Source organism: Variovorax sp. WDL1, assembly GCF_001541225.1.
Lineage (GTDB): Bacteria > Pseudomonadota > Gammaproteobacteria > Burkholderiales > Burkholderiaceae_C > Variovorax.
In genome coordinates this window covers 20,927-34,692 of sequence record NZ_LMTS01000042.1, presented here as the reverse complement: position 1 = coordinate 34,692, position 13,766 = coordinate 20,927, and the positions used below count along the sequence as shown (strand labels likewise).

Genomic DNA, 13,766 nt, shown 5'->3' with positions numbered 1-13,766 from the left:
GCGCGCTCACTCCTGCTGTGGCGGATGCTGCGCGCCGGCGCTCGCCGCATCCAGCGCCAGGAAGTGATGCACCACCGGCCGCTCCGGGCCGATATGGAAGGCCAAGGCCTCGGCCTGGATATCGGCATCGGCCTGCGACACCCGCTTGTGCTGCCGCAGGTGCTCCGCCCAGGACTCCACCAGGAACCATTCCATCAGGCACTCCGGTTCTGCCGTGTGCTCGGTGAGGCCCCAGGCGTAGGCGCCGTCGCGGCGCCGCTCCAGCGACAGGCGCTGCATGGCTTGGACGAAGGCGCGCCGGTCTTCGCTGCGCACCCGGTATTCCACCTGGACCATCACCGGCCCGCGGTCATGCGCCACCGGATGCGCGAGCAGCGGCTCGGGCCAGTGGTTGGAGGGCTGCAGGTCGGCCTCGCCGGCCGGCAGCCGCACGCGATGGAAGACCAGCGCCACCAGCGCCAGGCCGGCCGCGCCGGCCAGCAACGCCATCGGTACGCCGATCTGCTGCGCCACCAGCCCCCAGCCAAGGCTGCCGGCCGCCATCGCGCCATTGAATACCGTGAGATACACCGCCAGCCCGCGGCCCCGCACCCAGTTCGGCAGGATCGACTGCGCCACGCCGTTGAGCGTGGTGAGCGCGATGATCCAGCCCACGCCCAGCAACAGCAGCAGCGCCACTGCCAGCCAGCGCGGCGGTGCCGCCACCAGCGCGGCCATCACGCCGGCGGCGATCAGCGAGGCCAGCAGTACCAGCCCGTCGGCCTGCAGGCGCGTGCGCAGGCGCGGCAGCAGCACCGCGCCGAGGATCGCGCCCGCGCCCACCGCGCCGAGCAGCACGCCGTAGAAGCCGGCCGTGCCGCCCAGCATCTGCCGCGCCACCAGCGGCAGGAGGGCCCACACCGCGCTCGCGAACAGGAAGAACACGGCCGCGCGCAGCAGCACCACGTGCAACTCGCGGCTGGCGCGCGTGTAGCGCAGCCCCGCCTTGAAGGCGCCGAGAAAATGCTCGGAGAGGCCGGCGTCGTCGGCCGCGGCGGGGCGGCGCCACCACAGCAGCGCGCCGATCACGAACACATAGCTCAGAACGTCGACGCCGTAGGTCATCGCCGCGCCGAAGGTCGCCAGCAGCAGGCCGCCGGCCGCCGGACCGATGGCGCGCGAGATGTTGATGCCCAGCGAGTTCAGCGCGACGGCGCTCTTCAGTTCTGCCCGCGGCACCAGCTCCGGCACGATGGACTGCCAGGTCGGCCCCATGAGCGCGGCACCGATGCCGCCGACGAAGGTCAGCGCGATCAGCGCGCCCACCGTGAGTTGCCCCGTGTGCGCCAGCACCAGCAGCGTGCCGCTGACGGCGGCCAGCACCAGCTGCACGACGATCAGGAAGCGCCGGCGGTCGAGGATGTCCGACAGCACGCCCGCGGGAATCGCGAGCAGGAACACCGGCAGCGTGGCCGCGGTCTGGATCAGCGCCACGGCGGTCGGGCTGGCCGAGAGCTCGGTCACCATCCAGGCGCTGGCCACGTCGCGCATGAAGCTGCCGATGTTGCCGATCACCGTGGCAGCCCACAGCACGGCGAACACGGGCTGGCGCAGCGGCGCGAAGCTGCCCTGGGGCGGCGAAGCCGAGGGTGCGGGCGACGTGGAGCTCATGCGCACAGGCTCGGCAGCGCCGGCCAGCAGATGCTGCCGGGCGAAGAGAAGAGGCGACGCGGTGTCTCCAGCATCAGACCGCCCAGCAGGCGCAGCCGAGGGCGCCCCAGAAACTCTTGAGGTCGGCGATGGGCAGCCGGCTGCTCCAGGCCGTCGCATGCGCGTGCCCGTGGATGTGGCAGTTGCTCGCGCAAGCGCAGGCTGCGGCCATCCGGCGGACCGCGCTCTGCAGCGGCGCGCCCTCCTTGTCGCCCCAGCCCGCGTAGCCGCCGAAGCGGCGCACCGGCGACCAGTCGGGCATGGCCGGCGGCGGCGCGCCCTCGTCGTGCAGCTGGAAGGCGCCGGCGGCATAGACCACCTTGCCGCCCACCACCGTCAGCAGCGAGAGGGTGTCGGCGATCTCCGATTCCGGGCAGCTGAAGTAGTCGCGGTCCGGCACCATCAGGTCGGCGAACTGGCCGGGCGCGATGCGGCCCTTCTTGCCCTCCTCGTTGGAGAACCAGGTGACCTTCTCGGTCCACATGCGCAGCGCCGTCTCGCGGTCCACGCAGTTGCGCTGCGGATAGATCTGCAGCCCGCTCACCGTCCTGCCGGTGACCAGCCACGACAGCGAGACCCAAGGGTTGTAGGAGGCCACGCGGGTGGCGTCGGTGCCGGCCGAGACCCTGACACCCTTCTCCAGCATGCGCTTGACCGGCGGCGTGGCCTCGGCCGCGCCGGGCCCGTAGCGCTCGACGAAGTACTCGCCCTGGTAGGCCATGCGATGCTGCACCGCCACGCCGCCGCCCAGCGCCGCGATCCGGTCGATGGACGCCTCGGAGATGGTCTCGGCATGGTCGAAGAACCAGTTGAGCCCCGACAGCGGGATGTCGCGGTTCACTTTCTCGAACACGTCGAGCGCGCGCGTGATGGTCTCGTCGTAGGTCGCATGCATGCGCCACGGCCAGCGGTTCTGCGCCAGGATGCGCACGACCTCCTCCAGCTCGCCTTCCATCTCGGGCCCCATTTCGGGCCGCGGCTGGCGGAAGTCCTCGAAGTCGGCGGCCGAAAACACCAGCATCTCGCCCGCGCCGTTGTGGCGGAAGTAGTCGTCGCCCTGCTTGTACTTCGACGTCGCCGTCCAGTTCAGGAAGTCCTGCTTCTCCTGCCTGGCTTTCTGCGTGAACAGGTTGTAGGCCAGGCGGATGGTGAGGAGGCCCTGGTCGGCCAGCTGCTGGATGACCTGGTAGTCCTCCGGGTAGTTCTGGAAGCCGCCGCCGGCGTCGATGGCGCTGGTCACGCCCAGGCGGTTGAGCTCGCGCATGAAGTGGCGCGTGGAGTTGAGCTGGTATTCGGGCGGCAGCTTGGGGCCCTTGGCCAGCGTGGCGTACAGGATCGCTGCGTTCGGCTTGGCCAGCAGCAACCCGGTCGGGTTGCCGCTGCCGTCGCGCACGATCTCTCCGCCGGGCGGCGCCGGCGTGTCCCGGGTGTAGCCCACGGCGCGCAGCGCGGCGCCGTTGAGCAATGCGCGGTCGTACAGGTGGAGCAGGAACACGGGCGTGTCGGGCGCCACCGCATTGAGCTCCTCGATGGTGGGCAGGCGCTTCTCGGCGAACTGGTGCTCGGTGAAGCCTCCCACCACGCGCACCCATTGCGGCGCGGGCGTGATGGCGACCTGCCGCTTGAGCATGCCCATCGCATCGGCCAGGCTGCGCACGCCGTCCCAGCGCAGCTCGAGGTTGTAGTTGAGCCCGCCGCGGATGATGTGGGTGTGGTTGTCGATCAGCCCCGGCAGCACCGGCTTGCCCATCAGGTCGATGACCCTGGTGTCGCCGCCGGCCAGCGGCAGTATGTCCTCGTCGCGCCCCACGTGGGTGAAGCGGCCGTCCTTGACCGCCACCGCGCTGGCCGTGGGGTTGGCACGGTCCAGCGTGGTGAAGAGCCCGCCGTGCAGGATCAGGTCGGGCGTCGCGGTCTCAGCCATGGCGGGGAAGCTCCGACGCGGCCCGCGCCGCCTGCTGTTGCGACGTGCACTTGGGCAGCTCGCCGAACATGTGCGGCTTGACCTGCTCGTGCAGCCAGGAGGTGGATGTCGGGTTCAGGTTGAACCCCTGCCGCACCAGCGGCGGGATCTGCTCGCCCGCCAGGATGCCCAGCAGGCCGACGAGCGCGATGATGGGCGGCGCCGGCGAGCGAACATTGAACATGGCATAGATCACGCCGACCAGAAGGCCCAGCGCGAGCGAAACGAGATAGGCCTTCACCACGCGCTCCTCTTCAGCCTTCGTGGGCGCCGAACATGGTCTTGGCGTAGATGATGCCCAGGCCGTAGGCGCCGCCGAACTTCTTGGCGATGCCGGTGGTCATCTCGTAGGTCTCGGTGCGGGCCCAGTCGCGCTGCAGCTCGAGAAGGTACTGCAGCGAGGTCATCGGACGGGCGCCGGCCTGCACCATGCGGTCCATCGCGCGGTTGTGCGCCTCGGCCGAGACGTCGCCGCACGCGTCGGCGATCACGTAGACCTCGAAGCCCTGGTCCAGTGCCGACAGCGCCGGGCCGACGATGCACACGCTGGTCCACAGGCCCGACAGCACGATGCGGTTCTTGCCGATCTCGTTGACGACCTCGATGACGTTGGCGTCCTCCCAGGTGTTCATGGAGGTGCGGTCGATCATCTTCTGCCCGGGGAAGGCGGTGCTGATCTCCTCGAACATCGGGCCCGAGAAGCTTTTCTCGGCGACGGTGGTCAGGATGGTCGAGGCGCCGAATCCGGCCGCTGCATGCGCGACCAGGGCGGCGTTGGTGCGCAGCGTGTTGGCGTCGATCGAGTGGGTCGCGAAGGACATCTGCGACTGGAAGTCGATCATGATCAGCGTATGGTCCTTGGGCGTGAGCAGCTTGGCGCCGGGCGTGGGGGTGGCTTTGGTGGGCATGGGATGTGTCCTTTCAAGAGGGCCGGATGCAAGAGGATGCACTGCGCATCTCCGGGTAGTTTGAAAGTTTCCGGCCGACGGGGGAAGCGCCTCTTGGGGGCAGTACCAAGCCACCCTTTGGGGAGGGTCAGTGCGCGGCGACCTCGACGCCAAGCGCGGCGAGCCGCTTGCGCATCTCGAGCAGAGCGCGGTCCTTGCTCAGCAGCCGTGCGCGCTGCGCCACCGCGAGGTCGACGAAGATCTGGTCGTCGGGATCGCTGCACAGGCAGGGCGCGCGGGCCGGCACCTCGTGCACCGGCTGCACGCGCCGGTCGAAGGCCGCGAGCACGTCCTCCGCGTCTCGGCCGTTGCGTGCCAGGCGCTCCGCCACCAGCCGGTAGCCGAGCACGCGCGCCAACTCTTCGCGCATCGCGGCGGTGGCAATCCATTGCGGCTCCCCGGCTTCGAGGGCGCCGAACAGCGCCGCGCAACCGGGATCGTCGAAGACCAGCAGGTCGAGGGCAACGTTGGTGTCGATGACGATGCGCATGGAGGGTGATGCTAATGCCGCCCCCCCGCCGACTCAGAACCCCCGAAGGTCTTCCACCGGCAGCGCCAGCTGCCCCCCGGTTATGCGCTCCAGCGTTCGCATCATGAGTCCGATGTCATTGTCGAACCCGCCATGCGTCGCCGCCTGCAGCAAAGGCTGGCCGTCAGGCTCGAGCGCCACCTCGATACGCGGGCCCTCGATGCGCCGGGTGCGCGCCTCGAGCTTCGAGGCCTTCGCGACCTGGCGCCAGACCGCCAGCGCCTCGCCGGTGTCCGAGGAGCCGTCCCAGCCCGAATCGCCTTCGTCGTTGACGCGGTCCAGGCCGAGGATGGGCGTGTGCAGGTCCGCCTCCAGCGCGTTGGACACCAGGTACAGCAGCGACTTGCGGTAGATCGGGCCGACAGTGTCCCGGCGCTCGGCCTCGTCCGTGAGCACCTCCAGGTGCAGGCGCTCCATCACGGCTTCGTCGCCGGCGTAGTGGCGGTTCGCGAAGGCGACCGAGCAGGCCGGCGCATGGAGGTTGACCGAGGCCACGCGGTCGCTCAACCCGCCGTCGCGGCCGGCGCGCTTGCGTGCAGCCAGCGCTGTGAGCAGGTGGCCGATGGCGATCGATCCCGCCGAATGGCCGATCAGGTGCAGCTCGAACTGCGCGCCCCAGTTGGCGCAGAGCGCCTGCATCGCGTCCAGCAGCAGGTCGCCGCCGCGCCGCTCGGCGAAGGCCAGGCCGGCGTTCTCCTTCATCTCGCTCCACAGCGGCCGCGCCGCAGGGCGGCCGACGGTCTTCTCGATCAGCAGGTCGGTCTGCTCGCTGAACCACTCGCCGAAGCCGGCGCGGGCCGGCTCGCGGCGGAAGGCGTCGGCAATGAGGTTCGTCACCGATTCGAGGAAGCCCGTCTTCCAGACCAGGAAGAGGGGATAGCAGCCGTTGCCGGTGAAGTAGCGGCCCATGGCGCTGGCGCGCTTGATCGCCTCCTCCTCGTCGTTGAGGCCGCCGTGCACGTACAGCACCAGGCGCTTGCGTGCCACCGACTGCCTGCGGAACCAGTCGTCGGGCAGTACGCACGCCTGCTGCTGCAGCTTGCGCGGCTGCTCGTCCTCCGTCAGGTAGCGGCTCACGCGGCCGTCGTTGCCCAGCACCACGCTGTGCTGGTAGGCCAGGCCGGTGTCCCACCACTTGCTGCGGTCGGCGCTGGTCAGGCCGGCGGTGCCGCTGCCGGTCACGGCCAGCTGGCCGGCGATCACCCCGGGCACGCCCAGCGAGACCACCCAGGCGTCCATCGCATGGGCCAGCCAGTCGAGGTAGCCCAGCACCGCAAAGCCGCCGGCGCCCCAGGTCTTGCCCCAGGAGTTCTGCACGATGAAGCCCTGCGCGTTGAAGCCGATCAGCGCGAAGGCGTGGCCGCCGGTTTCGGAGCGGCGGCCGTCGAAGGCAATGAGCGGCAGCTGCGCATGGTGCTTCGGTGCGGGTGTGATCGGGACGGCGTCCCAGCCCGGGTGGGTGAAGGCCGAGACGAAGACCGCGCGGTGCTGCGCGATCGCGGCCTGCACGTCGGTGATCGAGCGCGTCTCGATGCGGTAGTAGACCCCCAGCGTGTTCTGCGCCGCGCGCGTCGCGAAGCCGTAGTTGGCGGGGTTGGCCTTCTCGGGCAGGTAGGGCCAGTCCGGCTCCAGGCAGACGCCGTGGTTGAACCAGCCCTTGAGCGCCCCGCGGCAGCTGGAGCCCTCGTAGTTCTCGCCTTCGTACTCGTCGTGCCGGCGCGCCAGCGTGTAGAGCATGCGCGGGCTCACCGAATCCATCTTCGCAGGCAGGCCGGACTTGACCCAGCGCAGGTAGTTGATGACGCAGCTCAGGCCGAAGCCGGTGCAGGCGCCCTCGCGGCCCTGGTCCAGGATCAGGCCGGCCCGGGCATAGGCAGGCAGGTACTGGCGCACTTCCTCGGCCGGCGGGAACTCGTCGGGCAGGCTGATGGCGCTCGGCTGGAACAGGCGGTCGCGCAGGTCGGCCGCGTCCTTGCGCGTGCGGGAGACCGTGGAGCGGCGCGAAGCCGCCTCCTCGGAGGCGGAGGCGGTTCGGCGAGCGCCGCCCGCGCCTACGCGCGCCGCGGGCCATACCGCGGCAGCGCGCTCGAACACGTCCTTGAAGCGATCGAGGCCATGCACACCGCCGTTGACCAGCCGGCGCGCCTGCGCGAAGTCGCCCGCGCGGATGGCCTGGCGGAACTTGGCCGCCTTGTCCGAGAGGTAGAGCGCGAGCAGCACCGCCGCGACCTCGGGGGCGTTGGCGCGATCCGGCGCAGCGTCGAGCGGCACGCCGATTCGCTGGCCATAGCGGGTGTAGTTGTCCTTGCCGGTCAGCTGCACGAAGCCGCGGCCGCGGTAACGCTCGCCGTCGCCGCGCCGGCTGTTGCCCAGAGCGGTGCGCGTGTCGTACAGGCTGAAGGGTGCGCCGCCCGGCGGCGTGTTGAACTTGGAAGGCGCCTCCGCGATCGGCACGAAGCCCTCGGTCTCGGCGCGGATCGTGCCCAGGGCGCCCAGGATCATCGCGCGATCCGTCAGCTCCGCGACGCCCAGCGCGGCCTCGATGTAGGGCAGGTAGCGGGCGATGTTGGCCGGCTTGGTGGCGGGGAACACCCGGCTCACATGGCCGACGTTGAGGGCGAGCTCGAACTTGTTGGCGTCGATCGCGAGCAGGTCCAGCAGCAGCTGGCAGCGTGGGCCGACCACGCCGTCGCCGATCAGGCCGACGCCGGCCTGCCAGCGGCGGATCGCGGCGTCGAAGTCCTCGTCGATCGGCGTGCCCGAGGCCTGGAGCGAGGGGAACAGCTTCGCGTCCTCGCCGAGCGCCTTGGTGAGCGCGTGGCGCAGCCGTTCGACGTCTTCTCCAGCGCTTCCCTTGCTCATCAGGATGTGCATCGCAGCTCCTCGGGCGGCAGTGGGTGCCCGCCGCGACGCATGGTGCTGCGTGCGCCGGGCGGTGTCCATCCGTCGAACCGGCTAGGCCGTCGGGCCGTGGCTCGTGTGCATGCCCCCGCTCGCGGGACGTGCATTGCCTCATGGTTGTCGCGCGCAGCGTCTAGGATCGGCACTGGCGCGGCCCTTGCATGGCCGCGGCGACCCTACCCTCTCTTCGGGAGCTGCGACCCATGAAACCCGTCTCCGAACTGCTCAAGCGACGCAACTCGGCCGTCTGGCGCATCGAGCCTGGCGCCACCATGTTCGACGCCCTCGAGGCGCTGGCACGCCACGAGGTCGGCGCGCTGATGGTGATGACGCACGACAAGCTGGTCGGCGTGATCTCCGAGCGCGACTACACGCGCAAGGTCGCGCTGCAGGGGCGCAACTCGAAGGAGGTGCTGGTGTCCGAGCTGATGACGCCCGACGTGCTGACCGTGACGCCTTCCAGCCGCACACGCGAGTGCATGACGCTGATGAGCCAGAAGCGCATCCGCCACCTGCCGGTGGTGGACGGCGACCGGGTGGTCGGCATGATCTCCATCCGCGACCTGATGGACGACATCATCGCGGACCACGAAGAGACCATCGAGCAGCTGCGCAACTACATCCAGAGCTGAGAAGGTGTGAACGAATCCGGTCGGCGCAGGCGAAGTATTCACGACATGTCTCATCCGGATGGATCCGCCGCGAGCGAACTGGTCTGGCCCGCGCGCAAATATCTTTCCAGCTATGTTGCGGCGCTCGAGCGCGGCTGGTCGCCCAACAACCTGTGTCCCGCGGCCGGGTTCGAGGAGCTGGCGCGGATACGCGCCGACCCCGCGCGCTTTCTCCAAGGAATGGTCGACCGCGAGGCCACGGGACTGCCTGTCGCCTTGCCTGACGGCACCGTCGTGCCCCGACTGCCCGGCTATCGCCGCTGGATCTGGGACGGCGAGTTCTGCGGCAGCATTTCCCTGCGCTGGCAGCGCGGCAGCAACGCGCTGCCTGCGTACTGCCTGGGCCACATCGGCTACGCCGTGGTGCCCTGGAAGAGCGGCCGGGGCCACGCCACGCGGGCGCTCGGGCTGATGCTGCGCGAGGCCCGCGCCGAAGGCCTGGTCTATGTCGAGATCACCACAAGTCCCGACAACCTGGCATCGCAGCGGGTGATCTGCGCCAATGGCGGGGTTCTCGTCGAGAAGTTCGTCAAGATGCCTGAGCTGGGCGGCACCCCCGAGTGGCGCTACCGCATCGATCTCTGAGGCGTTTGCTCCGTGCGCCGCGCCTCGGGCTACTTCAGCGCCGCACCGCGCGCGGGTTGCTGCGCCAGCAGGAAGTTGCGGATGCGCCGGCAGGGCCACAGGCCGGTGCGGTCCAGCGACTGGGCCTGGTCCAGCGCGCTTTCCTTCTCGGCGGGGCTGGGCGATGAGGTCACCCGATCACGCGTGTGAGCGGGCGGATGGGCATTCGTCCGTAGGCACATGACAAGGCTCCTTCGCAGTGAAGAGCCCCCGCGGCGAGAACGATCCAGGCAGCTGCAGCCGTGCGATGCGCGGCTGCGCACCGATGGCTGTATCCATCAGCGACGGGAAGCGGACCGGGGAAAGAAGAAGAGCCTGCGGGTAACAGGCTTTGCGCTGCGGCGGGTTCGGCGTGCAGCGCATGGGAGCTGCGCTACTGGGGTGCCGAAGATGCCGCAAACGACGGGGTTCGCGTCACATCGCTGATTCGACTGGCACTGTCCACGCACGAGGCTCCGAAGTAAAGATGCCCCGATTGTTGCAAGGCAACATGGCAGGGTCAACCGAGGGTCCGCGTTTTCCTTGCGCCCTGTGTGCTTTATGCAACCGTCCTGCTGCGCGCGGAGCCAGCGACCATGTCGAAACGGAACAGGCGGCACTCGATCGGTCCGTTCCACATCGGCACGCGACGCGACTCCTTGAGCCGCATGCGCTTGGGGAGCTGAAGGTCGGGCGTGAGGACCCAGGCGGTCCAGCCGGCGTAATGCTTCTTCCAATGGCTGGCGAGCTGCACGAAGAACTCGCCGCCATCCTCGGTCTGGGCCTCTTCGCGACTGCTGCGGGTGCCGCGGCCGCCGCGCGCCACGCCGCCGACCTCGATGCGCTCGCCATAGGGCGGGTTGAGCACGATCACGCCCGACTCGGCGGGCGGCATGCGCTGCAGCGCATCGCCGCCGCGCAGCTGCACGGCGCTCGCCACGCCCGCGCGCTCGGCATTGCGCTCGGCGAAGTCGACCATGCGGTGCGACACGTCGGAGCCGAAGATGGGCGCCGGCAGCGCCTGCCTCACCGCGGCCTGCGCCTCGGCCTTGAGGGCCTGCCACACGTGCGCCTGGAAGGGCAGCAGCTTCTCGAAGCCGAAGCGCCGCTGGGCGCCGGGCGCGATGCCCAGCGCCAGCTGCGCGGCCTCGATGACGATGGTGCCGCTGCCGCAGCAGGGGTCGTAGAGCGGCACCGGCGAGACCTCGCCGCGCTCGGGGTTCCACCAGCCGCTGGCGGCCAGCATGGCTGCGGCCAGCGTCTCCTTCAGCGGCGCGTCGCCCTTGTCCTGGCGCCAGCCGCGCTTGAAGAGCGGCTCGCCGGAGGTGTCGATGTAGAGGGTGCAGTGCTCCGCGTCGAGGTGCGCGAAGACGCGCGCGTCGGGCCACTGGGTCTCGATGCTGGGACGAACGCCGTTCGCCTTGGCGCGGAAGCGGTCGGCGATCGCGTCCTTGATGCGCAGGGTTGCGAAGTTGAGGCTCTTGAGCGGACTGTGCTGGGCCGTGGTTTCGATCTTGAAGGTGTTCTTCGGCGTGAACCAGAGCTCCCAGGCCACGCCGCCGGCGATGTCGTAGAGATCGTGCTCGCCGCGGTAGGGCGCATGGGCCAGCTCGATCAGCACGCGCTGCGCGAGGCGGCTGTGCAGGTTGAGCTTCAGGGCCTCGCGCCAGTCGGCGCGCACGCGCACGCCGCCGCGCAGGACCAGGAGCTCATCGCCGGCGCGGCCGGTCAGTGCGTGCACCTCCTGGGCCAGGAAGTCCTCCACGCCGGCGGCGCAGGGCAGGAAGAGGGAAAGATCGTTCATGTCGGGGGGATGGCCGGCCAGTATCCCATGCGTCCCGTACCGCGTTTGCGCTATGGCCTGGCGCAAGCCCGGTGGGAAAATCCCGTGGTCGCTTTGCCGCATTGCAACAGGGGCTGCCATGACCACCAGCGTGCTGATCGTCGAAGACACACCCGAGTTCATGCGCCGCTTTTCGGATGCGGTGCTCGCCGATTCGGGCCTCGCCCTCGCGGGCGTGGTGGGTACCGGGCGCGCGGCGATCGCCATGCTGGACGCCCAGCCGCCCGACGTGATGCTGGTCGACCTGGGCCTGCCCGACATCGACGGCGTGGAGGTGATCCGCCACGCGGCGCGCCACCATCCGCAGTGCGACGTGCTGGTGGTCACCATGTTCGGCGACGACCAGCACGTGGTGGCCTCGATCGAGGCCGGCGCCACCGGCTACCTGCTGAAGGATGCGGGCGCCGGACGCATCGCCGCCAGCATCCACGAGCTGCGCGCCGGCGGCTCACCCATCAGCCCCAGCATCGCGCGGCGGGTGCTGGCGCGCTTCCGCATCAGCGCTGCGCCGACGCCGCCCAGGCAGCCCGCGCCCAGGGAGCCGCCGCCTTCGCCGCTGACGGAGCGCGAGACGGAGATCCTGCGGCTGGCCGCCAAGGGGCTGAGCTTCGAGACCATCGGCGAACTGACCGAGATCTCGCCGCACACCGTGGTTGCGCATGTGAAGAAGATCTATCGCAAGCTGGCCGTGCATTCGCGCGGCGAGGCGGTCTACGAAGCGAGCCAGATGGGGCTTCTGTGATGCCCGGGGCGCGCCGCCCCGGCGCGCGGGCGGCAGGGCTGGTGCTGCTCCTCCTGGTCCTGGCATGCCTCGCGGACGGCGCCGCGGCGGTGCTGCAGTCCCCCCGCCAGGCCGTCGTGCTCTCGGCGCCGGCGGTGGAGCGCACGCCGCCGCCGCCCGGCGCCGGCTGGCAGCCGGTGACCTTGCCCGACGATGCCGGCTATTCGCGCCCGGAGCTGGCGCGCGCGCCGGCCTGGTACCGCATCGGCCTCCACTACCCGGACGACCCCGCGCGCCAGACGCAATGGGCCGTCTATGTGCCCTACTTCTACGACGGCGGCGAGATCTGGCTCAACGGCAGTCTGATCGGCAGCGTGGCGGAGCGCAGCGCGACGGTCCATGCGCGCACCTACCGCCCGCAGACGGCGCTGCTGCCCGCCTCGCTGCTGCGCCCCGGCTACAACGAGCTGTCGATCCGCGCCACGCCCTCCAGGGACTATCCGCTGCGCTTCCCGCAGGTCAGCATCGGGCCGCAGGACGAGATCCAGCCGCTGCACAACCGGCGCCTGTTCTGGGTGCGCACGGTGCCCGAGCTCACGGTGCTGGTCTCGCTGCTGGTCTCCGGCTTCGTCGCCTTCATCTGGTGGCGCCGCCCGGACGAGTCGCTCTACGGCCTGTTCGGGCTGGCGGCGGTGCTGTGGGCCGTGCGGACCATGACCTTCCTGATCGACACCCTGCCCATCGGTGCATGGCAGTGGTGGCGCGTGCTCTACCAATGCGCCACCGGCGGCTTCGTCATCGTGATGGCGGTGTTCACGCTGCACTACGCCGGTGTGAGCGGCGCCCGGCCGTCCGAAGGCGCTCGCACCACAGCCGGAGGCGGAGGTACTCGGGCAGGCAGAGCGTGGCTGGATCGGGCGCTGGTCGCCTATGGGCTGGTGGGGCCGCTGTGGTTCGCGCTCGGCGGCTTTGCGGCGGAGCGGGCCATTGCGCGCTGGTGGCTGGGCGGCATGGTGGGGGTGGGCCTGCTGATCATCGCGGTCGCGTTCGCCTATGCGCGCCGCAGGGGAACGCTGACGGCTGCCGCGCTCTCCGCCGTGATGGCCTTCGCGGTGCTGGTGGGCATCCACGATTACCTGCTGACCTGGGACCCGCGCCTGCTCGGGCGCTTCTTCCCGGAATGGACTGGCCACCGCATCCACCTGCTGCACTACGGGTCCAACACCCTGCTGCTGGCCATGGGCGCGCTGCTGACAGCGCGCTTCCTGCGCACCCTGCATTCGCTGGAGGAGCTCAACCGCACGCTGGAGACGCGGGTGGCGGACCGCGAGCGCGCCCTGGCCGAGAATTACGCGCGCCTTGCCGCGCTGGAGCGCGAGCATGCTGCCGCGGAGGAGCGCCAGCTGATCATGCGCGATCTGCACGACGGCCTGGGCTCGCAGCTCTTCACCTCGCTATCGCGCGTGGAGCGCGGCGACATGGACGAGGAGCAGATCGCGGGCGCGCTGCGCGCCTGCATCGCCGACATGCGGCTGGCGCTGGACGCGCTGGCCTCCGGCGAGCACGACCTGGGCGCGGCCCTGGGCAACTTCATGTTCCGTTGGGAGGCCCAGTTGCTCGCGGCCGGCGTGCGCTCCAGCTGGGACATCGACCTGCCCGAGGACGGGACCACGCTCTCGCCGCACGCCGCGCTGCAGTTGCTGCGGGTGGCGCAGGAGGCGCTGACCAACGTGCTCAAGCACGCCCGCGCCACCCGGGTGCAGGTGCGGCTGCGGCGCGCGGGCGAGATGCTGGAGCTGGAGATCGAGGACAACGGCCGCGGCCTGGACCCCATGCCGGGACGGCAGGGCGGCCGTGGCCTGCACAACATGCGCTCGCGCGCCGAGCGGCTGGGCGGCA

12 protein-coding genes are annotated in these 13,766 nt (G+C 70.3%); 4 read left to right on the top strand and 8 right to left on the bottom strand.

Annotated features, from left to right (window positions below; all coding sequences use genetic code 11):
- Positions 1–6: 6 nt before the first annotated feature.
- From APY03_RS07550 to APY03_RS07525, 6 genes are all read right to left on the bottom strand, one after another.
- Positions 7–1,650: an MFS transporter gene (locus APY03_RS07550; protein ID WP_068675450.1), complete on the bottom strand. Its 1,644-nt coding sequence runs from the start codon at positions 1,648–1,650 to the stop codon at positions 7–9.
- A 73-nt stretch (positions 1,651–1,723) separates the two neighbouring features.
- Complete coding sequence (locus APY03_RS07545; RefSeq protein WP_068675448.1) at positions 1,724–3,613, bottom strand: amidohydrolase; 1,890 nt, start codon at positions 3,611–3,613, stop codon at positions 1,724–1,726.
- Positions 3,606–3,893 carry a XapX domain-containing protein gene (locus APY03_RS07540; protein ID WP_068675446.1) on the bottom strand — a complete coding sequence of 96 codons (288 nt, stop codon included), beginning with the start codon at positions 3,891–3,893 and terminating at the stop codon, positions 3,606–3,608. The genes APY03_RS07545 and APY03_RS07540 overlap by 8 nt, the downstream gene beginning before the upstream one ends.
- Positions 3,894–3,906: 13 nt before the next feature.
- On the bottom strand, positions 3,907–4,560 hold the full coding sequence (locus tag APY03_RS07535) for a hydrolase (RefSeq protein WP_068675444.1): 654 nt from the start codon (positions 4,558–4,560) through the stop codon (positions 3,907–3,909).
- Positions 4,561–4,687: 127 nt separating this feature from the next.
- Positions 4,688–5,089: a PIN domain-containing protein gene (locus APY03_RS07530; RefSeq protein ID WP_068675442.1), complete on the bottom strand. Its 402-nt coding sequence runs from the start codon at positions 5,087–5,089 to the stop codon at positions 4,688–4,690.
- Positions 5,090–5,122: 33 nt separating this feature from the next.
- Positions 5,123–8,002 carry a C1 family peptidase gene (locus APY03_RS07525; protein WP_068675440.1) on the bottom strand — a complete coding sequence of 960 codons (2,880 nt, stop codon included), beginning with the start codon at positions 8,000–8,002 and terminating at the stop codon, positions 5,123–5,125.
- A 230-nt stretch (positions 8,003–8,232) separates the two neighbouring features.
- On the opposite strand from APY03_RS07525, the gene APY03_RS07520 reads away from it, so the two are divergent.
- Together APY03_RS07520 and APY03_RS07515 are read left to right on the top strand one after the other, a co-directional pair.
- A complete protein-coding gene (locus tag APY03_RS07520) occupies positions 8,233–8,661 on the top strand; it encodes a CBS domain-containing protein (protein WP_068675437.1) in 429 nt (142 codons plus the stop codon).
- A 45-nt stretch (positions 8,662–8,706) separates the two neighbouring features.
- A complete protein-coding gene (locus APY03_RS07515; protein ID WP_068675435.1) occupies positions 8,707–9,285 on the top strand; it encodes a GNAT family N-acetyltransferase in 579 nt (192 codons plus the stop codon).
- A gap of 29 nt (positions 9,286–9,314) precedes the next feature.
- On the opposite strand, the gene APY03_RS07510 is transcribed toward APY03_RS07515, so the two are convergent.
- Together APY03_RS07510 and APY03_RS07505 are read right to left on the bottom strand one after the other, a co-directional pair.
- Positions 9,315–9,506, bottom strand: a complete 192-nt coding sequence (locus APY03_RS07510) for a hypothetical protein (protein WP_068675433.1) — start codon at positions 9,504–9,506, stop codon at positions 9,315–9,317.
- Between the two features lie 356 nt (positions 9,507–9,862).
- Positions 9,863–11,107, bottom strand: a complete 1,245-nt coding sequence (locus APY03_RS07505) for a THUMP domain-containing class I SAM-dependent RNA methyltransferase (RefSeq protein ID WP_068675431.1) — start codon at positions 11,105–11,107, stop codon at positions 9,863–9,865.
- Between the two features lie 118 nt (positions 11,108–11,225).
- On the opposite strand from APY03_RS07505, the gene APY03_RS07500 reads away from it, so the two are divergent.
- Complete coding sequence (locus APY03_RS07500) at positions 11,226–11,888, top strand: response regulator (protein ID WP_068675429.1); 663 nt, start codon at positions 11,226–11,228, stop codon at positions 11,886–11,888.
- On the top strand, positions 11,888–13,766 hold a 1,879-nt coding region (locus tag APY03_RS07495; protein ID WP_232324185.1), incomplete at its 3' end, for a sensor histidine kinase. The genes APY03_RS07500 and APY03_RS07495, both read left to right, overlap by 1 nt.